The organism is Amycolatopsis sp. NPDC114505, from assembly GCF_055633615.1.
Map to the genome: position 1 here is coordinate 1,478,597 of NZ_JBVKDV010000001.1, position 23,042 is coordinate 1,501,638.

Genomic DNA, 23,042 nt, shown 5'->3' on the forward strand with positions numbered 1-23,042 from the left:
GTGCTGCTGGCGGGCTTGTGCACCGTGGACGTCGTCCAGCGGGTCGACGAGCTTCCGGCACCGGGTGAGAAGGTGCAGTCACTGCGGGTGGACGTCGCGGCCGGGGGGCCCGCGACGAACGCCGCGGTGACGGCCGCCGCGCTCGGCGCCGAAGCGACCCTGCTGACCGTCCTCGGTGCACACCCGCTGGCCGCGCTCGCCCGCGCCGACCTCGAAGCGCACGGGGTCCGGGTCGTCGACCTGGCTCCCGAACTGCCCGATCCGCCGCCGGTCAGCGCCGTCGCCGTCCGTGACCGCGACGGCGAGCGCACGGTCGTCTCCCGCAACGCCGCCAACCGCCACTTTCCGGTGAAAGTGGCGCTTCCCGAGACGGACGTCGTGCTGCTCGACGGGCACTACCCGGAGCTCGCGCTGGCGGTCGCGCGGGGAGCGAAGGCGCCGGTCGTGCTCGACGCCGGGAGCTGGAAGCCCGTGCTCGACGAGCTCCTCCCGCTGGTCGACGTCGCCGCCTGCTCCGCGCACTTCACCGCGCCGGAGCCGGGGCTGCACCAGCGCGGCGTCGCCACCGTCATCACCACCGCGGGTCCCGGCCCGGTGCGGTGGTCCACTGCGGACGGCAGCTCGGGTGAGGTGCCTGTCGCGGGCGTGGAAGCGCGGGACACACTAGGTGCGGGCGACGTCTGGCACGGCGCGCTCGCCGTGGCCGTGACACGCGAACCGACGGTGACGGACCGGATTCGCTTCGCCAACGAGGTGGCCGCCGAACGGGTGCGGCATGTGGGACCGCGGTCGTGGACGACCGCGATCGCAGGAAGGAACAGGACATGACGGCGTTCGACGACCTGCTGGCCCGGGCCGAGGGCCTGACCGTGCGCGGGCAGCGCAACGTGCTGGGCATCATCGGCGCGCCCGCGTCGGGCAAGACCACGCTGGCCTGGGCGCTGGCCAACGCGCTCGGCTCGCGGGCCGCGGTGGTCGGCATGGACGGCTTCCACCTCGCGCAGGTCGAGCTGCGCCGGCTGGAGCGCTCCGAGCGCAAGGGCGCGCCGGACACGTTCGACGCGGCCGGCTACTACCACCTGATCCGCCGCCTCGCCGAAGGCCGCGAGACGGTGTACGCGCCGGAGTTCCGCCGCGAGATCGAGGAGCCGATCGCCGGGGCCGTGGCGGTGCCGCCGGAGGTCCAGCTGGTGATCACCGAGGGTAACTACCTGCTGCTGCCGGACGACCCGTGGAGCGCCATCCGGCCGCTGCTCACCGAGGCCTGGTTCCTCGCGCCGGACGAGCCCGAGCGGATCGAACGGCTCGTGTCGCGCCACCGCCGCTACGGCCGTTCGCTGGTCGAAGCGAAGCAGCGCGCGCTCGGTTCGGACCAGCGCAACGCCGACCTCATCTCGCAGACGCGCGACCGCGCGGACCTCGTGCTCGAGAACCTGCCGCTGGCCAACTTCGCGATCTGACGATGACGCTCATCGTCACCGGCGGCAGCCGGGGGATCGGCGCGGCCATCTGCTCGCTGGCGGCCGAGCGCGGCCACGACGTCGTGGTCAACTTCTCGGGTGATCCGGTGCCCGCCGAAGCGGTGGCCGACGAGGTGCGGGCGCGCGGCCGTCAGGCGCTGGCGGTCCGCGCGGACGTCTCCAGCGAGGACGACGTCCGTGCGCTGTTCGACGCGGCCGAGGCGCTCGGGCCGGTGAAAGCGCTGGTCAACAACGCCGCGATCGTCGGCAACACGCCCGGGCGGCTCGACTCCTACGACGTCGAGGTCGTCCGGCGGACGCTCGACGTCAACGTCACCGGGGTGTTCCTGTGCTGCCGCGAGGCGGTCCGCCGGATGTCGGCGCGGTACGGCGGCGACGGCGGCGCGATCGTCAACATCTCCTCGACGGCCGCGCGCACCGGGTCAGCCGGGGAGTGGGTGCACTACGCGGCGTCGAAGGCCGCTGTCGACACCCTGACGTTCGGGCTCGCCCAGGAGGTCGCGGGCGAGGGCATCCGGGTCAACGCGGTCGCGCCCGGGATGATCCACACCGGCCTGCACGAGGCCGCCGGACTGCCGGACCGGATGGCGAAGTACGCGCCGCAGATCCCGCTGGGACGCGCCGGTCAGCCGGCCGAAATCGCCGAGGCCGTGCTGTTCCTGCTGTCGTCCGCGTCGTCGTTCACCACGGGGGCGGTGCTCGACGTCGGCGGCGGCCGCTGATCCCCCTGAACCGGCAATTCCTGCTATTCGTGTGGTGAACGTTCCCGAAACCGCGCGAAAGGTGAACAGGAAATGACTGCTTTGCGTACGTTCGAACTCCCTGGTTCGGTGAGTGGGACGACGGTTGATCGAATACTCGGCCGTCAGCTGATCCGCACCTGGGAAACCGACGGGATCTTCCAGGTCGCCGCCACGGCGGAGCAGGACCGGATCACCGGGGAAGCGCTTGCTGCGAGTCATCGGTTCTTCGCCAGACCCTTGCCGGAAAAGGCGAAGTTCGTCAGCGATCTGACCTACAGCGGCTACATCGCCTCCGGGGAAGAGGTGACCGCGGGCGAAGCCGACTACTCCGAGATCTTCACCGTGTGCCCAGATGTCCCGCTCGCCGACACCCGGGTCACCGAAGCCTGGCCGTGTCACGGTCCGGTGCCCTGGCCGGACGAGGACTATCGGACGGCGATGAAAAACTATCTCCACGAGGTCGGGGAAATCGGTGAGAAATTGTTGAAGCTCGTCGCACTCGGTCTCGAGGTGGAGATGGATCGACTGACGCGGCTCACTCACGATGGCTGGCACCACATGCGCGTGCTGCGGTTTCCCGCCCGGTCCGCGACGACCGAACGCGGGATCGGCGCGCACACCGACTACGGCCTGCTCGTGATCGCCGCGCAGGACGACGTCGGTGGCCTCTCGATCCGGCCGCCGGTGCCCGGCGAGGCCCGCAACCGCAACTGGCTGCCGGAGGAGAGCACGGCCGGGATGTACCAGGACGAGGAGCCGTGGCACTTCGTCGAACCCGAGCCGCGGGTGTTCACCGTCTTCCCCGGCGACATCCTCCAGTTCCTCACCGGCGGCCGGCTGCTGTCGACCCCGCACAAGGTCCGGCTCGCGACGCGCGAGCGGTACACGATGGCGTACTTCCACGAGCCGTCGTTCGGCGCCGCCGTCCGCCCCCTGGCCGGGGGTGACGAGTACATCCACTACGGCACGCACTTCACGAACATGTTCACCCGCTGCTACCCCGACCGGGTGACCACGCACCGCATCAACCGTGAAGGGCGGCTGGCCACGCTCGACCGGATCCGGGTGGGGAGCCTGGCCGCGAGCGAGTGATCGACGTCACCGTCGGTCACCATCCGTAAGACGGGGGTGACCGGCGGTAGGTTGTTTCCGCAGTATGAGACGTCCGGAGACGGCGAGATCACGATCGGACGGGGAACTTGGTCACCCTCGTTTCGCCAGGCGAACGCTGTGCAACTCTGGGGAGCCGCCACGCGAAAGGACGGCTTCGAAAGCCATGGCAAAACTCATGTCCGTGCACCATCTCGCGCTCACCGTGACCGACGTGGACCGCAGCGTGCCCTGGTACGTCCGCGTTCTCGACCTCGAGGAGGTCATCCGGCGAGAAGAGCCGGACACGGGACTGCGCAAGGTCGTGCTCCGGTCCGCCGGGGACGAGTTCTCCGTGGTGCTGGTCCAGCACGCGGACACCGGAAGACGCGGGTTCGACGAACGCAGAACCGGGCTCGACCACGTCGCCTTCAAGGTCGGTTCCGAGGCCGAGCTGGCCGAATGGGAGAGCCGCCTCGCGGAGTTCGGGGTTTCCTACCTGCCGGCCGCGCCGTCTCGGACGTTCGAGGGCTCGCGGGTGGTCGTGTTCCGCGACCCGGACGGCATCCAGCTCGAAATCTGGGCCGACCCGGAGCTTTGAGTCAGGCCCGCGCGTCGTCGCGTTCTTCGACCGGGCGGCGCATCTCCTGGCGGTAGCGCAGCACGCCGTACCCGGTGCCGATCACGAAGAACGCGATGCTGCCCCACAGCGCCGCCGTCTTCAGCCACGGCAGGACGTCCAGCAGGCCCGCGCCGTAGTAGCCGAGCAGCACCAGCGTCGGTACCCACAGCAGCCCGCCCAGTGCCGTCGCCGCCATGAAGCGGCGCGGGTCCATGCGAGCCGCGCCGGCGATCAGCGGCGCCAGCGTGCGGATCCACGGGATCCAGCGGGCCGCCACGATCGCGAAGAAGCCCCTGCGGTCCAGGAACCGCTGTGCGCGTTCGAGAGCCTGCCGGTTCAGCACCTTGCCGTCGCGGCGGGCGATGAGCTTGGTGCCGCCGGTGCGCCCGATGTAGTAGCCGATCTGGTTGCCGAGCACGGCGACGATCAGCGCGGCCCCCGAGAGGAACCACGCGTTCGCGTCCGAGCCGTGCTGGGCCAGCACCACGCCGGCCCCGAACAGCAGCGAGTCGCCGGGCAGGAACAGCCCGATGATCAGCGCGCATTCGACCAGCACGAAGCTCAGCACGATCACCCAGACGAGCAGCGGACCGGCGGTGTCCAGCCAGCTCACGCCGACGCCCGCGGCCTCGAAGCTCACGACGTTCACACCTGGAGCCTACGTGGCCCAGGTGAACGGGCCACGGCGAACGGTCGAATCGAGCGCACTGGGATATTCAGGATCTACGAACGGTGAAGGCCCCCTCACCAGCGGTGAGAGGGCCTTCCCGAACGAGGAGACTTCAGAACTGCGGCAGTGACTCGCCCTGGACCGCTTCGACGTCCAGCTCGATCTTCACGACCGTGCCGACCGCCGCGACGCCCGCCCGGACCATCGCGCTGTAGTTGATCGCGAAGTCGTTCCGGTGCAGCGTCGTCTCGGCGTGGAACGCCACGCGCACGCCGCCCCACGGGTCCGGGCCCCAGCCGCCGTAGGTCAGCTCGAGCTCGATCTCGCGACGCTCGCCGTGCAGCGTCAGGTCGCCCAGCAGCGTCCACGAGTCCACGCCGCGCTGGCGCATCCCCGTGCTCGCGAACGTGATGACCGGGTGGACGTCGACGTCGAGGAAGTCCGGCGAGCGCAGGTGGTCGTCGCGCATCCGGATGTTCGTGTCGATGCTCGCCGCCTTGATCTCGGCGTGCACCGACGACCGCTCGGCCGGGCGGCCGATCTCGATCCGGCCGGACACGTCCGGGAACCGTGCCTTGATGCTCGCGATGCCCAGGTGCCGGGCGGTCGCGACCACCGACGAGTGCATCGGGTCGATCGTCCACGGCCCGGCGGGCGGCAGGTCGATCGCCTCGGCGACCGGGGCCAGCACGACGTCGCCGAGCGAGCCCGAGCCGTCCGAGGCGACCTGCGTCATCCGGGCGACCGGGGTGTACCCGGCCGCAGTGACGACGGCGGTGTAGGTGCCCGCCGGGAGGGCGTCGGTGACGACCTCCCCGCGGACGTCGGCCGCCTGCCGGGCGACCTGCCGCCCGGCCGGGTCGGTCACGGTGAGCACCGCGTGCTCCACCGCCCAGCCCTCGGCCGTGCGGAAGGTCGCGCGCAGACCGGTCATGACCGGTCGACCAGCTCGTCGAAGGCCTGGTCGTAGCTCAGCCGGACGTCGTGGCCGGCCTCGCCGCCGGTCAGCTCCACCTGGCTGGTCGCCGGCGGGTAGCCGCTCGCGACCACGGTGTACGAGCCCGCGGGCAGGTCGCTCACCAGGTACCGGCCTTCGCCGTCGGTCCGGGCCACGGCCGCGACGTTGCCTTCGGCGTCGAGGACGGTGATCCGCGCGTCCGGGACCACCCGGTCGCCCTCGGTCCGCGCGACCCCGCTGAGCTGCACCGAGCTGGACAGCTCGACGTCGTGGCGCAGCACGCCGCTGTCCGGCACGGTCAGCGTCACCGCGACGGGCCGGTGGCCCGCGCCGCTGGCGACCAGGGTGTAGGCCCCGGCGCCGACTCCGACGAAGGCGTAGGTGCCGTCCGTGGTCGTGATGAACGCGCCGTTGACCTCGCCGCGGCTGTCGGTCAGCGTCACCGTGACGTTCGGCAGCGGCGAACCGGTCGCGGCGGCCTTCACGGTGCCGGTCAGCTCGCCGGACCCGGTGAGCGTGACATCGACCGTCGCCGGCCCGTTGCTGATCACGACGCTCGAGGCCTGCGGCTGGTGACCGTGGGCCGACACGATGAGGACGTACGCGCCCGGGCCCTGGCTCGGGACCGAGTAGCTGCCGTCCGAGGCACCGGTGGCCCGCGCGACCTGGCGGCCGCGCTGGTCGATCAGGGTCAGTGCCGCACCGGACACGTGGGTGCCGTCCTGACGGCGCACGTGCCCGACGACCGGCACCCCGCCCGCGCCGACGGGGGCGTCGAGCTCGGACTCGGAGACGGAGTTCGTGATCGGCATCGGCAGCGCGCCCGACACGGCCTGGTAGTCGCCGTGCCCGTTGGTGCTCAAGGCGTGCTTCCCGCCGCCGACCAGTGCCGGCTCGCGGTCGACCGGCTTGACCGGCTCGACGATCTCGGTGGGCTCGTCGGCGAAGTCGTGCTGGTCCGAGTCGAGCAGCGCCTCGCCGCCCTCCATGGTCGCCGCGGCCGGAGCCGCGTTGGTCAGCGGGATCTCCTTCATGAACAGCAGCACCACCGTGGCCAGCAGGGCCACCGCGCCCGCGATGTAGAACACCGTGGTGATCGACTCGGTGAAGCCGACCAGGATCGGGGTCTTGATCGCGTCCGGCAGCGACTGGATCACGCTGGTGTTCTCGGACAGGTTGCCGATGTTCGCGCCGGCACCGGCGGGCAGCTGACCGCCGAACGCCTTCGTGATGTTGGGCATCAGGGTGTTGAACAGGACCGTCAGGAAGATCGCGACACCGGCGGTACCACCGATCTGGCGGAAGAACGTCGCCGACGCGGTCGAGACGCCCATGTCGCTGCGCGGGCCCGCGTTCTGCACCGCGATGATCAGCGTCTGCATGCACTGGCCGAGGCCGAGACCGATGATGGCGGCCGCGACCAGCGGGTGCCACAGCGGCGAGTCGTACTTGACCTGCGCGAAGAAGAACGCGCCACCGGCGATCAGGATGGTGCCGACGATCGGGAAGATCTTGTAGCGCCCGGTCTTCCCGGTGAGCCGGCCCGAAACGATCGAGCTGGTCATGATGCCCGCCATCAGCGGCAGCATCAGCAGCCCGGACTCGGTCGGCGTGTAGCCCTGCACGACCTGCATGAACTGCGGGATCATCGTGATCGCGCCGAACATCGCGACACCGACGATGATGCCGCCGATGATCGCCACGGTGAACGTCGAGTTCTTGAACAGCCGCAGCGGGATCAGCGCGGCTTCCTTCATCCACCGTTCGATCGCGATGAACGCGAGCACGCCGACGGCACCGACGACGTAGCAGAGGATCGCCTTGCCGTCGCCCCAGCCCCACTTCTGACCCTGCTCGGCGACGATCAGGAACGGCACCACCGCGACGACGAGAGCGAGCGCGCCCCACCAGTCGATCTTGTGGTCGTGCCGCTCGTGCGGCACGTTCAGCACCCGGGCGACGACGAACAGCGCGAGGATGCCGATCGGGACGTTGATCAGGAAGACCCAGCGCCAGCCGTGGATGTCGTAGCCGAAGATGCTGCCGGCGTGGTCGATGCCGGCGAAGAAGCCGCCGAGCACCGGGCCCAGCACGGTGGACAGGCCGAACACGGCGAGGATGTAACCCTGGTACTTCGCGCGTTCGCGTGGCGGCACGATGTCGCCGAGGATCGTCATGGCCAGCGACATCAGGCCGCCGGCGCCGAGGCCCTGCACCGCGCGGAACGCGGCCAGCTGGTACATCGACTGCGCGAAGGCCGAGGCCAGCGAACCGGCGACGAAGATCGTGATCGCGGCCAGGTAGAACGGCTTGCGGCCGTAGATGTCGGAGAGCTTGCCGTAGATCGGCGTGACGATCGTCGAGGTGATCAGGTACGCCGTGGTCGCCCACGCCTGCAGGTCGAAGCCGTGCAGGTCGTTGGCGATCTTGACGATCGACGTGCCGACGATCGTCTGGTCGAGGGCGGCGAGGAACATGCCGCACATCAGGCCGCTCAGGATCGTGACGATCTGGCGGTGGCTCAGCCGGGGTGGTTGACCCACCTCGGTCAGGGCCGGCGTTTCGGTGGTGGAACTCATGCGTTGGCCCCCTTGGCCGGAGCACCGGCGGACGCGTGGGCGTCGGCCAGTTGTGGAGAGTGGTTCTCGATACCTGTGTTGAGTCGGCCGAACAGCTTGTTCAGGGTCTGGACTTCCCCGTCGGTCCAGTCCCCGAGTACGTCGGCCAGCCATTGGTTGCGCTGCTTGCGGTTCTCTTCGAACACCCGCATGCCCTCGGAGGTCGGCGCGAGCAGGCACGCCCGCCCGTCCTCGGGGTCGGCCTGACGCTCGACCAGGCCGTGCTGGACGAGCGAGCTCGACTGCCTGCTGATCGTGGAGATCTCGGAGTGGAGCGACTCGGCGAGCCGGCTGGTGCGCTGCGGGCCTTCGTGGATGAGGGTGAAGAGGATCGCGTAGGCCGCCCGCTCGATCCCGTCCGGTCCCTGCTTGGACACCTGGGACTTCGCCTTGTTGATCAGGCGGACCAGGCGGACGAGCTCGTGCCCGAGCTGGTCGGCGAGGTCCAGCTCGGCTTTGGGCCGGGTGGCGGAGCTGTTCGGTGCCATGAGGGATCCTTCAACGGCGTTGGTTGGCGGCTGCAACTAGTTGCCTCAGGCAAGGATGTGCCTTCACTAGCGGTTATGCAAGCGGAGGGTCGGACGATGTGTCGGAACACACTTTAGTTGCCGTATGCAAGCAGATTTCCTCCGGGCTGCTGGAACAAGGGCGCCGCTCACGGGTTGGGTAGGGGTATGACCGACGACACAGCGCTGAAGGACTTCCTCGCCGCCCACCGCCACGGCGTCCTGGCCACCATCCGGCGCGACGGGCGGCCCCAGCTGTCCACGATCACGCACCTGTACGACGCGGAGACGGGCACGATCACCGCGTCGATCACGGAGACGCGGGCGAAGACGAAGAACATGCGCCGCGACCCGCGGGTGACCTACCACGTGGGCAGCGAGGATGGCTGGAGCTACGTCGTCGCGGAGGGGACCGCTTCGCTCACCGCGCCGGCGGCGTCACGGGACGACGAGACCGTCGAGGCGCTCGTCGACTACTACCGCCGCGCGGCGGGCGAGCACCCCAACTGGGACGAGTACCGCGACGCGATGGTCAGCGACCAGCGGGTGCTGCTGACGATCCACATCGACAAGCTGCTCGGCCTGGTTCGCTGACGGGCTGGTCCGCGCGGCTGGTTTTGAAACTTTAGTTCCGCAGTGCGGACTGTCCGGGCTTACGATGAGGCCATGAGCAACGAAGCCCTGGTCACCCGGCTCCGCGACCTGCTCGGCAAGAGCGCCGTGCTCACCGACTCCGACGTCACCGCGTCGTACGCGCGCGACATGATGCCGCTGGCGCCGTCCGGCCGGCCGCTCGCCGTCGTGCTGCCCGCGAACGTCGAGGAGGTGCAGGCCGTCGTCAAGGCGTGTGCCGAGGCCGGGGTGCCGATCGTGCCGCGGGGGGCGGGCAGCGGCCTGTCCGGGGCCGCGAACGCCATCGACGGCTGCGTGACGCTGTCGCTGACCAAGCTGAACGAGATCGTCGAGATCGACCCGGGCAACCGGCTCGCGGTCGTGCAGCCGGGCGTGGTCAACCTGGACTTCCGCAACGCCGTCGAGAAGCACGGGCTCTTCTATCCGCCGGACCCGTCGAGCTACGACTGGTGCACGATCGGCGGCAACCTCTCGACCAACGCGGGCGGCCTCTGCTGCGTGAAGTACGGCGTCACGACGGACTCGGTGCTGGGCCTGGAGGTCGTCCTGGCCGACGGGTCCCTGCTCAAGACCGGACGGCGGACGGTCAAGGGCGTCGCCGGGTACGACCTGGCCCGGCTGTTCGTGGGCAGTGAGGGCACGCTCGGCGTCATCACGCAGGCGACGGTCCAGCTCAAGCCGCTGCCCCAGGCTCCGTCGACGCTCGTCGCGGGCTTCACGACCACTGAAGCCGCCGGCGAGGCCGTGGCCCGGATCGTGCGCGAGGGGCTGGTGCCGTCGCTGCTGGAGATCATGGACGCGTCGTCGATCAAGGCGTCCGAGACGTACTTGAAGACCGATCTGGGGGCGGGGTCGGACTGCCAGGCGCTGCTGCTGGGCCAGTCGGACGCGGGCGGCGAGGTGGCCCGCCGCGAGCTGGCGGCGATCGAGCAGATCTGCACCGACTGCGGCGCGGACCTGGCGTACACGACGGAGGACCTCGAAGAGGGCCGGATGCTGCTGCAGGCCCGCCGGGTGGTCTTGACGGCGCTGGAGACGTACGGCCAGTGGCTGACCGACGACGTCTGCGTCCCGCGCACGCGCATCGCGGAGCTGATCCGCGGCTGCGAGAAGATCAGTTCGGAGGTGGGGTTGCGGATCGCGGTGGTCGGCCACGCGGGCGACGGCAACATGCACCCGACGATCGTCTACCAGCCGGACGACGCGGACGAGTTCGCGCGGGCCCAGAAGGCGTTCGACGCGATCCTCGAGGTGGGGTTGTCCCTCGGCGGGACGGTGACGGGCGAGCACGGGGTCGGGAAGATCAAGCGCGAGTGGCTGGCGCGGGAGATCGGGCCGGTGGGGCTGCGGGTCCACCGCCAGATCAAGGCGGCGCTGGACCCGGAGAACCTGTTCAACCCGGGCTCGATGTTCTCGATAACCTGACGAAGAAGGGCCCCACCGCCGACCGGTGGGGCCCTTCTCGTCGGGCAAACCTCAGTCCCGCACCCGCGGAATCTTCTGCGTCACCTCGGCATCGGTCTCTGCCGAAGCCTTCTTCTCGCGCCGCGCCTTCAGGTACTCGATCACGATCGGGACCACCGACACCAGGACGATCAGCACGAAGATCGCGTCGACGTTGTTCGCGATGAACGACACGCCGCCGAGGAGCGAGCCCAGCACCGTGATGCCCGCGGCCCAGAGGATGCCGCCGATCACCGTGTACGTGAAGTAACGCTTCGGGTCCATGCGGCCGATGCCCGCGATCCACGTGATGAACGTCCGGACGAACGGCACGAACCGGGCCAGCACGACCGCCTTGGGCCCGTGTTTCTCCAGGAACTCGTGCGTCTTGTGGACGTACTCCTGCTTGAAGATCTTCGAGTCCGGCCGGTTGAACAGCTTGGGCCCGACGAAGTAACCGAGGTAGTACCCGACCACGTTGCCGAGCAGCGCCGCGACCGTCACCAGGACGCAGACCAGCCACAACGGCGCGTCGAGGGTGCCGTTCGCGATGAACAGGCCGGCCGTGAACAGCAGGGAGTCACCGGGCAGCACCGGGAAGACGCTGCTCTCGATGAAGATGATCAGGCAGAGCACCGCGATGACCGGCGTGGTCAGGCCGCTCAGCAGGTGCTGCGGGTCGAGCCATGACGGCAGCAGGGACATCGTGTTGACCGTGCTCTGGGCGAGAATCACCCCAAAAACGGTACAGGGTCACCCTGAGTTGTTACTGAGACCCGGTCAGACCAGCGTGAGCAGGCCCACCACGGACCCCGCCGCGAGCCCCAGCAGCACCGCGAGCAACAAAATCCAGTACGCGGGCAGCTGCGCGCCCAGCCGGGGCGGCTCCGGGGGACGCGGGACGTAAGCAGTGGGCGCCTCGGGGGCCGGGTCCAGGGCCGCGCGCTCGCGCTCCAGGGAGTCCGCGCTCGCCCCCGACAACAACCCGTACGCCGAAGGCAGCTCGTTGATCGCGCTGGTCGGGACGGCGTCCGTGGCCGGCTCGGAGTCGCGAGCCGGCGCCGGTGACGCCGAAGGGGCGAAGACGGCTTGCGCGCGAAGGGCGTCCGCCAGCAGCTGCTCGGGGTCCTTCGGCTCGCTCATCTCCGCCCGTTTCGCTCGTCGGCACTCAGGTACTCAAGGTAGCCGTACCCACCTCGGCGACCCATTCACCCCGGCGCAGCACCTTCGCGGGCCGCAGGTCCTGGTCGAGGACGACGATGTCGGCCACGTACCCGGGGCACAGCATCCCGGTGTGACCGGCGATGCCGAGCAGCTCGGCGGGTCGTTGCGACGTCGCGTGCACCGCGTCGAGGATGCCGAGTTTCGCACCCCGGACCAGATTGCGGAAGGCGGTGTCCATCGTCAGGGTGCTGCCGGCCAGCGAACCGTTGTCGGCCAGCGTCGCGACGCCGTCGTGGACGTCGACCTCGAGCCGGCCCAGCGTGTAGCGGCCGTCGGCGGCGTCGGTGGCCGACATCGCGTCGGTGATCAGCACCGTCCGGTCGCGGCCCGCGTGCTTCGCGGCCAGCCGCACCACGGTCGGGTGCAGGTGCACCAGGTCGCAGATGAGCTCGATCGTGATGCGCTCGTCATCGAGCAGTGCCCCGACCGGCCCGGGTTCGCGGTGGTGCAGCGGCCGCATGCCGTTGAACAGGTGCGTCGCGACCGACGCGCCCGCGTCGATGGCAGGCAACAGCTGCTCCTCGACGCCGTCGGTGTGCCCGATGGCGGCGATGACGCCCGATTCGGCCAGCTGCCGGACGGCCTTGATGCCGCCGTACAGCTCCGGGGCGATGGTGACCATCCGGATCGCGCCCTGGCCGGCGCGCAGGAGCTTGTCGACCGTGCCGGTGTCCGGCTCGAGCAGCGTCTCCGGGTCGTGCGCCCCGCAGCGGGCCTTCGAGATGAACGGGCCCTCCAGGTGGATGCCCGCGACCTCGCCGTCCTGGACGATCTCACGCAGCGCGGCGACCTGCTCACGCAGGATGTCCACCGGATCGGAGACCAGGCTGGCGAGCATGGTCGTGGTGCCGTGACGGCGGTGCGCTCGCACCGCCGTCAGGAGCTCCTCCGGATCGAGGGAGGTGAACGAAGCACCTCCCCCGCCGTGGCAGTGGGTGTCGACGAATCCGGGCACCACCAATGCCCCGCCGACGTCGACGTATTCGCCCGACGGCGGGGTCCCGGAACCCACGCCGGCGATCCGCCCGTCGGAGACGGCTACCCAGCCGTCATCGAGTACACGGTCCGGGGCAGCGACCCGGCCGCCCATGATCACGAAATCTCCGGCGCCTCTCACGCACCCCAGCATATATTGGTCTGGACCAAGCATGGTGATACGACTCAGTGACTGGAATGGTCCACCCGGGTCACTGCGGGGCCTGCATGGCCTTCTGGAGTGCCTCGAGCGCCCGGCTGGCGGTCGACTTAACGGTACCCTTGGAAATGCCTGCGGCCTCAGAGATTTCCGCTTCGCTCAGCCCACCGTAGTAACGCAGCACCAGCACCTCGCGCTGGCGGGGCGGCAGCTTGGACAGGGCGCTGACCACGGCTTGGTGCTCGCTGGAGAGCATCGCGAGGCTCTCCGCAGACCGCGCGTTGACCGCGTGCGGCGGCACGTATTCGCGGGCCGTCTTGCGCCGGCGCAGCACGCTGCGAGAACCGTTGACCACGGCCGTGCGCAGGTAGCCGACGGCGGCCGCGGCGTCCCGGAGCCGTCCCCAGTTGCGATGCAGGCCGGTGAAGGCCTCCTGGACGACGTCTTCCGCCGTCGCGGGCTCGTCCACCAGCAGAATCGCCAGCCGGACCAGCCGCATGCGGTGCTGGCGGTAGAGGTCTTCGAGGGTCAGGGGCACCGGCACCTGTGCCGGGGCCGGACCGTCCATGACCCGCAGGTGGCCGAGGGTCGCCTCGACACTGCGTTCCGCATTGCCCTCGAGCATGAACCCCTGCCTGTCCTCGACCCCGGTTTGCACGGTCCGTCGCGTCAGCAGGCTCACGGTATTCACAGCGCTCACACAGGTACTGACGCACGCCCAGCCTATCGGGTTGGCCCCGCCTCGCCAGCGTTCGGATACTGGGACACAGGGTAGCGTCGGTCGCATCCCGCCCGTCCGAGCACGGAGATCCACATGGCTTGGTACCTCGTCGAAATCACCTACGTCCAGGAAAAGCTGCAGGAGGTGCGCCCGCGCCACCGCGACTTCCTGGCCAAGCTCGCCGCAGAAGGCCGGGTCGCGGTGGCCGGCCCGCTCGGCGACGGCACCGGCGGCGTGACGCTCTACCAGGCCGACGACGAGGCGCACCTGCAGGAGACGATCGGCCAGGACCCGTACTACCTGGAAGGCGTGATCGCCGAGCGGACGGTTCGGGAGTTCAGGCCGGTCATCGGCGCCTGGGTCCCCGAGTCATAGGTCGAGCACGGTGGTGCCGCGGTCGACGCAGATCCGCATCGACCCGCCGCCGGCCGCCGGCACCGCACACGTCCCGCAGAAGCCCTGGCGGCACGAATAGGGCGTGCCGGGGCGCGTCTCGAGGAGGACGTCGAGGGCGGTCCGGCCGGCGGGAACGTCCAAGACCTGCCCTGACCGGCGGAGAGTCAGCCGGAACGGCTCGCCGTCGACGATCGGCGGCGGGGCGAACCGTTCGAAGTGGACGGCTTTCGCGCCGGTCAGCTCCAGGTCGACGCGGACGCCGGTGATCATCGGCACCGGGCCGCAGCAGTACACCGATGCCCCTTCGGGCAGATCTGCCAGCAGTTCCGCGCCCGAGGCCGGGACGCCGTACTCCGTGTCCGGGCGGATCCACACGCGGTCGTCGCCTTCCAGTTCGTCGAGGAACGGCATCGACTCCCGGCTGCGGCCGGTGTAGACGAGCCGCCAGTCCGCGCCCGACGCCCTCGCGCGGTGGACCATCGGCAGGATCGGCGTGATCCCGATGCCGCCGGCGACGAACAGGAACGGCCCCTCGCCGACGAACGGGAACGCTGTCCGCGGGCCGCGCACGACGACTTCCTGACCTGGCCGGAGGGCGTGCACCTCGGCCGACGCGACGCCGATCTTCCGCACCGCGATCCGGTAATGGTCCTTTTCGGACGGATCGCCGCACAGGGAGTACTGCCGGACCAGCCCGGACGGCAGGACGAGGTCGAGGTGCGCGCCCGGGCGCCACGCGGGGAGCGGCCCGCCGTTCACGAGCCGCAGGCTGACCACGTCTTGAGCTTCGGTTTCGACGGCTTCGACGAGCAGCGGCAGGTTCCGGTCGACGGCCCGCACCGCCGGCCGCCGCTTGCCGCTGAATTCCGACAACCGGCGGTAAACACCGACGACACCGACCAAAGTGGACATCAGGCGGTCGGTGCGGTCGCTGCCGTCCAGCCGGGTCGGCCGGCCGAGGGTCATTCCGCCGCCCGTGCGGCCGGTGAGCTCGCCAGGTACGCCACCGCCTGCTCGGTGTTCCCGGTCGCCGTCGGGTGGTAGGTTTTCCGGAAGTACGGCCGGATCTCGCGCACCAGCTGGCGCCCGGTCGGCAGCAACCGCCGCTTCGCCGCGCGCCGGTAGCCCCGCAGCGTCGCGCGGCCGGGCCGCGTCGGGTCGTTGCGCATCAGGTACCGCGTGCCGCGGGAGAACACCCAGGCCAGCACCGGCGTCACCGCGGCCATGCTGCGCACGCGCCGGGTGTACCGCCCGTCCAGGTGCATGAACAGGTCGAACGCGACGGACCGGTGCTCGACCTCTTCGGCGCCGTGCCAGCGCAGCAGGTCGAGCATCACCGGGTCGGCGCCCGCGGCCTCCAGGGGCGCGTCGAGCACCCACTGGCCGAGGAACGCCGTGTAGTGCTCGATCGCGGCGACGATCCCGAGCCGTTCGACCAGCCACTCCTCGGCCGCCCGGCCGGTCAGGTCGCGGTCGCCGAGCAGCTTGCGGAACAGCCACTCCATCTGCGCGACGAACGGCCGCACCGGCAGGCCCGCGGCTTCGAGGTGCGCCGCCGCGCCGTCGTGCGCCTCGGCGTGCACCGCCTCCTGGCCGATGAAGCCGAGGACGTCCGCCTTGAGCCGCTCGTCGCGGATCAGCGGCACCGCCTGCTTGAAGACCTCGACGAACCAGCGTTCGCCCTCGGGCAGCGCCAGGTGCAGGACGTTCATGGTGTGCGTGACCTGCGGTTCGCCCGGGATCCAGTGCATCGGCAGCGATGCCCAGTCGAACTCGACGTTCCGCGCGTGGAGGACGAGCTGCTCGTCCTCGGCGGTCACGACGCCCGGCCGGACAGCTCGTAGTCGGCCGGGTCCACCTTCCGCGTCTCCAGCCAGTAGCGCCAGGTGAAGCCGGGCCAGATCGTCCGGTTGACGCCCTTGGCGTCGAGGTACCAGCTCTTGCAGCCGCCCTGCGTCCAGACCCCCTTGACCAGCTTGTCCTGGATGTCCCGCTGGAACTTGTCCTGCACGCCCGGCCGGACGTCGAGCGCGGCGGCGTCACGCGAGCCGGCGAGCTTGATGGCGTCGACGACGTACCGCGACTGCGACTCGATCATGAACACCACGGAGTTGTGGCCCAGCGCGGTGTTCGGGCCGAGCAGGAAGAAGAGGTTCGGGAAGCCGGAGACGGCGATGCCCTTGTGGGTCTGCATGCCCTCGGCGGCCCACTCCTTGGCGAGGTCGCGGCCGTCGACGCCGGTGATGTCGAGGTACTCGAGCGCGTCGGTCACCTTGAACCCGGTGCCGTAGATGATCGCGTCGACCTCGTGCTCGACCCCGGCGGAGTCGACGATCGAGTGCGCCTTGACCTCCTTGATCCCGGAGGTGTTCACGTCGACGTTCGGCCGGCCCAGCGCCGGGTAGTAGTCGTTGGAGATCAGGACGCGCTTGCAGCCCATCGTGTAGTCGGGCGTGACCTTCTTGCGCAGCGCGGAGTCCTTGATGCCCTTCGCGATGTTGCGCTTGGCGATCAGCTCACCGGCCTTCATGATCGCCGGGTGGCCGTTGAAGCCGATGGCCCGCGCTTCGAGCAGCCAGTACAGCGCGTTGCGGTAGAGGCGCTGGGTGCCGGGGACGCGCTTGAACAGCGTCTGCGCCCACGACGGCATCGCGTGGTCGGGCTTCGGCATGATCCACGGCGGCGTCCGCTGGAAGAGCGTCAGCTCGGCGACGTCGGGGGCGATCTTCGGGACGAACTGGACCGCGCTGGCGCCGGTGCCGACGACGGCGACCTTCTTGCCGCGCAGGTCGTACTCGTGGTTCCACTGCGCGGAGTGCCAGGTCTGGCCCTTGAAGCTCTTGATCCCGGGCAGCTCGGGGACCTGCGGGATGTGCAGGCCGCCGACGCCGGAGACGAGGAACTGCGCGACGAACTCGCGGCCGTCCTTCGTGGTCGCCGTCCAGCGGCGCTCGCGCTCGTCCCAGTGGGCGCCGGTGAGCTCGACGCCGAAGCGGATCTTCTCGCGCAGCCGGTACTTGTCCGCGACGCCCTTGAGGTAGTCGAAGATCTCCGGCTGCGGCGAGAACGACCGCGACCAGTCCGGGTTCTGCTCGTACGAGAACGAGTACATGTGCGACTGCACGTCGCACGCGCACCCGGGGTAGGAGTTGTCGCGCCAGGTGCCACCCACCTCGGTGGCCTTCTCCAGGATCACGTAGTCCCGGATGCCGGCCTTTTCGAGCTGGATCGCCTGGCCGAGCCCGGAAAATCCGGTGCCCACGATCACGACCTTGAACCGCTCGGTCATCTGTCTCGGCCTCCGCTGCTTCGAGGAAACTGCGGAGATGACGTTACCTCAAGTAACAGTTACTTGGAAGTACTGTCTACCGACTAGTAGGTCCCGCCGAGCTTCGTGTGGTCCCAGCTGACGATCTTCGTCGGGCGGAAGACCAGCCCGATCCGCTTGGGGGCCTGACCTGCGATGAAGGCGCTCAGCTCGGACGGTACGGGGTCGCCCGGCTTGGCGCCCGCGTACCGCTGCATGAGTGTGATCCCCATCTGCGTGACTTCCGCGGTGTCCTCGATGAGCTCGACGTCGGCCTCGAGCGAGATGCCGCGGAGCTTCTCGTAGCTGTCGCCGTCCTCGATCAGCACCGTCGCCTCCGGCAGCCGCCGGAGGTTCTTCGCCTTCTGCGAGGTGCCGTACGTCCAGGTCGCGACGCCGTCCTCGTGCGGGTAGTACCAGAGCGGCGCGAGGTGCGGGCGGCCGTTCGGGCCGACGCTGGCGACGTTGATGACCTTCTGCTCGGCGAAGTACGCGCGCACTTCGTCCTCGGTCATCCGGATCTGGTCGCGACGGGACATGCTCACCCCTTGGTGGCGGCCCGGCCGCCGTGGCCGGTGACCGCCGACTCGAACGCGCCGCGCGCCTCGATGTCGGCCAGCGCGGCCTTGTCCGCCGAAGGTACCCGGCTGCGGGACCCGATTTCGATGATCGGCGGCAGGAACGCGCGGAACAGCTTGAGGCCGCCGACCCAGCGCGGCACGTGGATGGTCCGGGCGCGCTTGAGGATGCCGGCTTCGAGGTCGTCCAGCGCGGTGTCGATCGGGTAGGTCTTGCCGATCAGGCCGGGCATCGACGCGCGGAGCTTGCCGAACACGGGGTGCGCGTCGGCGCTCTCGACGAGGTCGGTGCGGATCCACGTCGGGTGCGCGACGCCGACCTTCACGCCCAGGTGGGCGACCTCGGCGCGGAGGCTGTTGGAGAACGCCTCGACGCCGGCTTTCGCGGCGGAGTAGTTCGCCATGCCCGGCGCGTGCGTGATCGCGGCGAGGCTCGAGATGGCCAGCAGGTAGCCCTTGCGCTCGATGACGTGCGGGAGCGTGACGCGGAACGTGCGCCAGACGCCGAGCAGGTCGACCTCGATGACCTTTTCGAACGCGGCCCGGTCGACCGAGCGGACGAAGCCCGCGGTCGCGATGCCGGCGTTGGCGATGACGATGTCGATCCCGCCGAAGTGCTCGACGACGCCGGCTGTCGCCGCTTCGAGCGCGTCCCAGCTGGTGACGTCGGCTTCCCAGGAGCGCGCGTTCGCGCCGATGCGGTCGGCGACCTTCTGCTGCTCCTCGGCTTCGAGGCCGACGAGGGCGACCTTCGCGCCGCGGGCGGCGAGGCGTTCGGCCAGCCCGGCACCGATGCCGCGGGCGGCGCCGGTGATCAGCACGACCTTGCCGTCGACCTTCTTGGTGCCGCTCAGCAGCGAAAACGGGTTGGCCACGGTGCCCTCCTGGACGTCGAACGTCGCTTCCGGAGGGCACCGTACCTCACCTTACTGGCAGTAAGCTACCCAGAAGTAGGTTCTAGGCTTCACTCAACGCGGCGACTTCGGCGTCGGTCAGTTCGAGGCTCACCGACGCGATCAGGTCGGTCAGCTGCTCGGTCGTCCGGGCACTGGCGATCGGCGCGGCGACTGTCGGCTGCTGCCGCAGCCAGGCGAGCGCCACCGCGGCGACCGAGGTGCCGTGCGCCGCCGCCACCTCGTCGAGCTTCGCGAGCACGCGTTCGCCGTGTTCGTCCAAATAGGACTCCGCGCGGGCGGCGCGCGGGCTGTCGACGTTGTGGTCCTTCGTCCGGTACTTGCCGGTCAGGAAGCCCTTCGCGAGCGAGAAGAAAGGCAGGGTGGCCAGGCCTTCGCTCGCGACGAGCGGGGCGAGCTCGCGCTCGTAGTCCCGCTCGACGAGGTTGTAGTGCGGCTGCAGCACGGCGTAGCGGGCCAGGCCGTTCTTGTCCGAAATGGACAGTGCGTCGGCGAGCCGCTCGGCGCTGTAGTTGGACGCGCCGAGGTGGCGCACCTTGCCCGCGCGGACCAGCGCGTCGAACGCCGTGAGGGTCTCCTCGAGCGGGGTGTCCGGGTCGTCCCGGTGCGCGTAGTAGAGGTCGATGTGGTCGGTTTTGAGGCGGCGCAGCGAGTCTTCGGCCGCGGCCTGGATGTTCTTCGCGGACAGGCCCGGCCGGCCGTCCCACATGCCGACCTTGGTCGCGACGACGACGTCGTCCCGGTTGCCGCGCGCGGCGAGCCAGTTGCCGAGGATCTCCTCGGAGCCGCCGCCCCCGCCGTAGAGGTCGGCGGAGTCCACGAAGTTGCCGCCGGCCGCGGCGTAGGCGTCCAGCACGGCGAAGGACTGCGCCTCGTCCGCCGTCCAGCCGAAGACGTTGCCGCCGAGGTTGAGTCCGTACACGTCGAGGTCGGTGTTGCCCAGCTTGGTCATGCCTTCGACGTTAGTTCGCCGATCCCGGGAGGAAAATCGCTGTCCCACGCGTTGGAGTGTTCCATGGCAATCGAACTGGGCAAGATCGGTATCTGGCGGCACTACGCGCAGGTCGACGCGAGCTTCGCGGCCGAGGCGGAGAAGCTCGGCTACGGCGCGATCTGGCTGGGCGGCTCACCCGGTGGTGACCTCGCCTACGTGGACGACCTGCTGGCGGCGACGGACTCGCTGGTCGTCGCGACCGGCATCGTGAACATCTGGCAGGACGAGCCCGCGGACATCGCGAAGGCGTACGAGCGGATCACCGGGAAGTACCCGGACCGGTTCCTGCTCGGCGTCGGCGCGGGGCACCGCGAGGCGACGAAGGAGTACAAGAAGCCGTACGCGGCGCTGGTCGACTACCTCGACGGTCTCGACGCGGCGGGCGTGCCGGTTTCCGGCCGGGCGCTGGCCGCGCTCGGCCCGAAGGTCGTCAAGCTGTCCGCCGACCGCACCGCCGGCGCGCACCCCTACCTGGTGACGCCGGAGCACACCCGCGACGCCCGGGAGATCCTCGGCGCGGGCAAGCTGCTGGCCCCGGAGCACAAGGTCGTCCTCGAGACCGACGCCGAGAAGGCCCGCGCGATCGGCCGCAAGACCGTGAAGTTCTACCTCGGGCTGTCGAACTACACCGCCAACCTGCGGAAACTCGGTTTCACCGACGAGGATCTCGCAGGCGAGGGCAGTGACCGCCTGGTCGACGCGCTGACCCTGCACGGTGACGCCGAAACGGTGGCGCGCGGCCTGTCGGCCCACTTCGAGGCGGGCGCGGACCACGTGAACGTCCAGGTGCTCAACGACGACCCGTGGCCGGCCTACCGCGCGCTGGCCGCCGAGCTGCTGTGATCCTCGTCCGGCCGCCGGTTCGCCGGCGGCCGGACGAACCTCCTTCTGAACCGATTCCACGTGCGGAGAAGTTTCTCCCCGGGGACCGGTGTGCGGCGGCGGTCCACCTCGTACGATGCGGTCGGGACCCATCCCTGCCAAGGAGGAACACCGATGCCCATCGCGACCCCCGAGGTCTACGCGGAGATGCTCGACCGGGCCAAGGCGAACGAGTTCGCCTACCCGGCCATCAACGTGACCTCGTCCGAGACCGTGAACGCCGCCATCCGCGGGTTCGCCGAGGCGGAGAGCGACGGGATCATCCAGTTCTCCACCGGCGGCGCGGAGTTCGCGTCGGGCCAGAAGGTCAAGGACATGGTGACCGGCTCGGTCGCGCTGGCCGAGTTCGCGCAGGTCGTGGCGGCGAAGTACGACGTCAACGTCGCGCTGCACACCGACCACTGCCCGAAGGACAAGCTGGACGGTTTCGTCCGGCCGCTGATCGAGATCTCGGCCGAGCGCGTCAAGAACGGCCAGAACCCGCTGTTCCAGTCCCACATGTGGGACGGCTCGGCGATCGACCTCGACGAGAACCTCGACATCGCGCAGGAGCTGCTCGCGAAGACGGCCGCCGCGAAGATCATCCTCGAGGTGGAGATCGGCGTCGTCGGCGGCGAAGAGGACGGCGTCGAGGCCGAGATCAACGAGAAGCTGTACACCGCCGAAGGCGACTTCCTGAAGACGATCGACGCGCTCGGCTCCGGCGACCGCGGCCGCTACCTGCTGGCGGCGACCTTCGGCAACGTCCACGGCGTGTACAAGCCGGGCAACGTGAAGCTGCGCCCGGACGTGCTGAAGGGCGGCCAGGAGGCGGCGTCGAAGAAGCTCGGCCTGCCGGCCGGCTCGAAGCCGTTCGAGCTGGTCTTCCACGGCGGCTCGGGCTCGCTCCCGGAGGAGATCCGCGAGGCGGTGTCGTACGGCGTGGTGAAGATGAACGTCGACACGGACACGCAGTACGCGTTCACCCGCCCGATCGTGGACCACTTCTTCAAGAACTACGACGGAGTGCTGAAGATCGACGGCGAGGTCGGCAACAAGAAGGTTTATGACCCGCGCTCGTACCTGAAGGCCGCTGAGGCCGGGATGGCTCAGCGTGTGGTGGAGGCTTGCCAGGCCCTGGGCTCGGCGGGCACGAAGGTCAAGTAGTCACACGCGAAGGGGCCGCTACGACGTCTGTGGCGGCCCCTTCGTCGTATTATTTGTCGCGTCGCGGGTCCCGTGGCATCAGAAGCTCCACCTCGACACCCTTGGCTGTTCTGGTCGTGTAGGCCTCGCACCGGACTACCAGGTTCTGCTCCGAGAACCGCTCGACCATCGTTCGGTACCTCTCGGTCATCGCGTGGGTGAGCTGGCCGACGCGGTGATCGCCGAGGCGGACTTCGATGGCCCGCCGGCCCTGGTACTTGCCGCTCTCGATCGTGCAGAACGTCAAAGACGCCACGACCTCCCGGTACTCCTGCTTGCCCGTGGGGGCGAAGTCGCGGAGAACATCCTGGTGGTTCTCCTCCTTGGTCACCGTGCACGACCAGGCGTTCCGGAGAAGCACGTCCGAGGCCGTCAGCTTCGCGACCACCGGGTCTTCGGGTTCTTTGCGGGCGTGCAGCTCGTCGGGGCCGGCCACGTGGAGGTAGATGCCGTACGACTTCGCTCCGCCACCGGTGATCCGCGCCGGGCAGGTGCCCAGCGCGCCGGCGGCTCGAAGTTTCAGCAGTTCAGGCTGGTAGTCCTCGGCCCAGGTGCTGGACAGGTAACCGACCTTGAGCGGGCGGTTGCCCAGCAGGGCGTCCACCCGCACGGCGTTCCGGTCCCAAGGATTCTCCGGCTCTGGTACCAGTACCGCCGTCGCGGGCAGGTGTGCTTCGAAGTCCGTGCCGAAGGCTCTTCCGCCGGCGACCTGCCGGAGTGCGTCCTGGTAGTGACTTTCGCCGACGACAGCGAGCCGGCCGTCATCCGAAAGGGGGACGAGCTCGAGGCGCGCCGCACTCGGGCTCGGCGGCTGGACGGCGACCTGCCGGCCTCCGGCGGAGACCGGTTGCCGAGGGGGCCGGGCGGGAGCCGGCACCCCTTGAGGGTGCGGCGCCTTATTCTTCCGCGAGAAGGGCCACATGTCCTCGTCCTCCGACCTCGG

Annotated in this window: 25 protein-coding genes; 10 read left to right on the top strand and 15 right to left on the bottom strand. The window is 69.7% G+C overall.

All coding sequences use genetic code 11. The features are described 5' to 3' along the window. From ACZ7OU_RS07460 to ACZ7OU_RS07480, 5 genes are all read left to right on the top strand, one after another. Positions 1 to 828 (top strand): PfkB family carbohydrate kinase, encoded by an 828-nt coding sequence (locus ACZ7OU_RS07460; RefSeq protein WP_470240802.1) that lies wholly within the window; start codon positions 1 to 3, stop codon positions 826 to 828. Next, the gene (locus tag ACZ7OU_RS07465; RefSeq protein ID WP_470240347.1) at positions 825 to 1,460 is read left to right on the top strand and encodes a nucleoside/nucleotide kinase family protein; all 636 of its coding nucleotides are present in this window, start codon (positions 825 to 827) and stop codon (positions 1,458 to 1,460) included. Before ACZ7OU_RS07460 ends, ACZ7OU_RS07465 begins: the two co-directional genes overlap by 4 nt. A 2-nt stretch (positions 1,461 to 1,462) precedes the next feature. Beyond that, positions 1,463 to 2,203, top strand: coding sequence for an SDR family oxidoreductase (locus ACZ7OU_RS07470; protein WP_470254532.1), 741 nt, complete (start codon positions 1,463 to 1,465; stop codon positions 2,201 to 2,203). Between the two features lie 72 nt (positions 2,204 to 2,275). Next, entirely contained in the window at positions 2,276 to 3,316 is a 1,041-nt protein-coding gene (locus ACZ7OU_RS07475; RefSeq protein ID WP_470254533.1) for a 2OG-Fe(II) oxygenase family protein, read from the top strand. Positions 3,317 to 3,500: 184 nt separating this feature from the next. Beyond that, a complete protein-coding gene (locus tag ACZ7OU_RS07480; RefSeq protein WP_470240350.1) occupies positions 3,501 to 3,914 on the top strand; it encodes a VOC family protein in 414 nt (137 codons plus the stop codon). 1 nt (position 3,915) lies between these two features. On the opposite strand, the gene ACZ7OU_RS07485 is transcribed toward ACZ7OU_RS07480, so the two are convergent. The 4 genes from ACZ7OU_RS07485 to ACZ7OU_RS07500 form a co-directional block, all read right to left on the bottom strand. After that, positions 3,916 to 4,584 carry a DedA family protein gene (locus ACZ7OU_RS07485; protein WP_470240351.1) on the bottom strand — a complete coding sequence of 223 codons (669 nt, stop codon included), beginning with the start codon at positions 4,582 to 4,584 and terminating at the stop codon, positions 3,916 to 3,918. 133 nt (positions 4,585 to 4,717) lie between these two features. Next, complete coding sequence (locus ACZ7OU_RS07490) at positions 4,718 to 5,539, bottom strand: YceI family protein (protein WP_470240352.1); 822 nt, start codon at positions 5,537 to 5,539, stop codon at positions 4,718 to 4,720. Continuing rightward, positions 5,536 to 8,142 (bottom strand): DHA2 family efflux MFS transporter permease subunit, encoded by a 2,607-nt coding sequence (locus tag ACZ7OU_RS07495; RefSeq protein ID WP_470254534.1) that lies wholly within the window; start codon positions 8,140 to 8,142, stop codon positions 5,536 to 5,538. The genes ACZ7OU_RS07490 and ACZ7OU_RS07495 overlap by 4 nt, the downstream gene beginning before the upstream one ends. Continuing rightward, positions 8,139 to 8,669, bottom strand: coding sequence for a MarR family winged helix-turn-helix transcriptional regulator (locus tag ACZ7OU_RS07500; RefSeq protein WP_470240354.1), 531 nt, complete (start codon positions 8,667 to 8,669; stop codon positions 8,139 to 8,141). The genes ACZ7OU_RS07495 and ACZ7OU_RS07500 overlap by 4 nt, the downstream gene beginning before the upstream one ends. 186 nt (positions 8,670 to 8,855) lie before the next feature. Between ACZ7OU_RS07500 and ACZ7OU_RS07505 the strand changes: the two genes are divergently transcribed. Further along, complete coding sequence (locus ACZ7OU_RS07505) at positions 8,856 to 9,281, top strand: PPOX class F420-dependent oxidoreductase (protein ID WP_470254535.1); 426 nt, start codon at positions 8,856 to 8,858, stop codon at positions 9,279 to 9,281. Between the two features lie 72 nt (positions 9,282 to 9,353). Further along, positions 9,354 to 10,745 carry an FAD-binding oxidoreductase gene (locus ACZ7OU_RS07510; protein ID WP_470254536.1) on the top strand — a complete coding sequence of 464 codons (1,392 nt, stop codon included), beginning with the start codon at positions 9,354 to 9,356 and terminating at the stop codon, positions 10,743 to 10,745. A gap of 51 nt (positions 10,746 to 10,796) precedes the next feature. On the opposite strand, the gene ACZ7OU_RS07515 is transcribed toward ACZ7OU_RS07510, so the two are convergent. The 4 genes from ACZ7OU_RS07515 to ACZ7OU_RS07530 form a co-directional block, all read right to left on the bottom strand. Further along, positions 10,797 to 11,498, bottom strand: coding sequence for a DedA family protein (locus tag ACZ7OU_RS07515; protein ID WP_470254537.1), 702 nt, complete (start codon positions 11,496 to 11,498; stop codon positions 10,797 to 10,799). A 45-nt stretch (positions 11,499 to 11,543) separates the two neighbouring features. After that, complete coding sequence (locus ACZ7OU_RS07520) at positions 11,544 to 11,906, bottom strand: hypothetical protein (protein WP_470240358.1); 363 nt, start codon at positions 11,904 to 11,906, stop codon at positions 11,544 to 11,546. Between the two features lie 25 nt (positions 11,907 to 11,931). Next, positions 11,932 to 13,083 carry an N-acetylglucosamine-6-phosphate deacetylase gene (gene nagA, locus ACZ7OU_RS07525; RefSeq protein WP_470255893.1) on the bottom strand — a complete coding sequence of 384 codons (1,152 nt, stop codon included), beginning with the start codon at positions 13,081 to 13,083 and terminating at the stop codon, positions 11,932 to 11,934. 91 nt (positions 13,084 to 13,174) lie between these two features. Beyond that, positions 13,175 to 13,747 carry an RNA polymerase sigma factor gene (locus ACZ7OU_RS07530; RefSeq protein WP_470240804.1) on the bottom strand — a complete coding sequence of 191 codons (573 nt, stop codon included), beginning with the start codon at positions 13,745 to 13,747 and terminating at the stop codon, positions 13,175 to 13,177. Positions 13,748 to 13,936: 189 nt separating this feature from the next. Here ACZ7OU_RS07530 and ACZ7OU_RS07535 point away from each other — a divergent pair, with 189 nt between their 5' ends. After that, positions 13,937 to 14,218 (top strand): YciI family protein, encoded by a 282-nt coding sequence (locus ACZ7OU_RS07535; RefSeq protein ID WP_470254538.1) that lies wholly within the window; start codon positions 13,937 to 13,939, stop codon positions 14,216 to 14,218. Here the strand turns inward: ACZ7OU_RS07535 and ACZ7OU_RS07540 are convergent. From ACZ7OU_RS07540 to ACZ7OU_RS07565, 6 genes are all read right to left on the bottom strand, one after another. Further along, positions 14,213 to 15,205 (bottom strand): PDR/VanB family oxidoreductase, encoded by a 993-nt coding sequence (locus ACZ7OU_RS07540; RefSeq protein ID WP_470254539.1) that lies wholly within the window; start codon positions 15,203 to 15,205, stop codon positions 14,213 to 14,215. The two genes, ACZ7OU_RS07535 and ACZ7OU_RS07540, sit on opposite strands and share 6 nt — an antisense overlap. Continuing rightward, positions 15,202 to 16,059 carry a metal-dependent hydrolase gene (locus ACZ7OU_RS07545; protein ID WP_470254540.1) on the bottom strand — a complete coding sequence of 286 codons (858 nt, stop codon included), beginning with the start codon at positions 16,057 to 16,059 and terminating at the stop codon, positions 15,202 to 15,204. Before ACZ7OU_RS07545 ends, ACZ7OU_RS07540 begins: the two co-directional genes overlap by 4 nt. Continuing rightward, entirely contained in the window at positions 16,056 to 17,528 is a 1,473-nt protein-coding gene (locus tag ACZ7OU_RS07550; RefSeq protein WP_470254541.1) for a flavin-containing monooxygenase, read from the bottom strand. The genes ACZ7OU_RS07545 and ACZ7OU_RS07550 overlap by 4 nt, the downstream gene beginning before the upstream one ends. A gap of 83 nt (positions 17,529 to 17,611) precedes the next feature. Beyond that, on the bottom strand, positions 17,612 to 18,085 hold the full coding sequence (locus ACZ7OU_RS07555) for a pyridoxamine 5'-phosphate oxidase family protein (protein WP_470240362.1): 474 nt from the start codon (positions 18,083 to 18,085) through the stop codon (positions 17,612 to 17,614). Positions 18,086 to 18,087: 2 nt separating this feature from the next. Beyond that, positions 18,088 to 18,999, bottom strand: coding sequence for an SDR family oxidoreductase (locus tag ACZ7OU_RS07560; protein WP_470254542.1), 912 nt, complete (start codon positions 18,997 to 18,999; stop codon positions 18,088 to 18,090). An 82-nt stretch (positions 19,000 to 19,081) separates the two neighbouring features. Further along, on the bottom strand, positions 19,082 to 19,990 hold the full coding sequence (locus ACZ7OU_RS07565; RefSeq protein ID WP_470254543.1) for an aldo/keto reductase: 909 nt from the start codon (positions 19,988 to 19,990) through the stop codon (positions 19,082 to 19,084). A gap of 63 nt (positions 19,991 to 20,053) precedes the next feature. Here ACZ7OU_RS07565 and ACZ7OU_RS07570 point away from each other — a divergent pair, with 63 nt between their 5' ends. Together ACZ7OU_RS07570 and fbaA are read left to right on the top strand one after the other, a co-directional pair. Further along, on the top strand, positions 20,054 to 20,875 hold the full coding sequence (locus tag ACZ7OU_RS07570; protein ID WP_470254544.1) for an LLM class F420-dependent oxidoreductase: 822 nt from the start codon (positions 20,054 to 20,056) through the stop codon (positions 20,873 to 20,875). 153 nt (positions 20,876 to 21,028) lie between these two features. Then, positions 21,029 to 22,060, top strand: coding sequence for a class II fructose-bisphosphate aldolase (fbaA, locus tag ACZ7OU_RS07575; RefSeq protein ID WP_470240366.1), 1,032 nt, complete (start codon positions 21,029 to 21,031; stop codon positions 22,058 to 22,060). A 49-nt stretch (positions 22,061 to 22,109) separates the two neighbouring features. Here the strand turns inward: fbaA and ACZ7OU_RS07580 are convergent, their stop codons facing one another. After that, entirely contained in the window at positions 22,110 to 22,976 is an 867-nt protein-coding gene (locus tag ACZ7OU_RS07580) for an HIRAN domain-containing protein (protein ID WP_470254545.1), read from the bottom strand. Positions 22,977 to 23,042 lie beyond the last annotated feature (66 nt).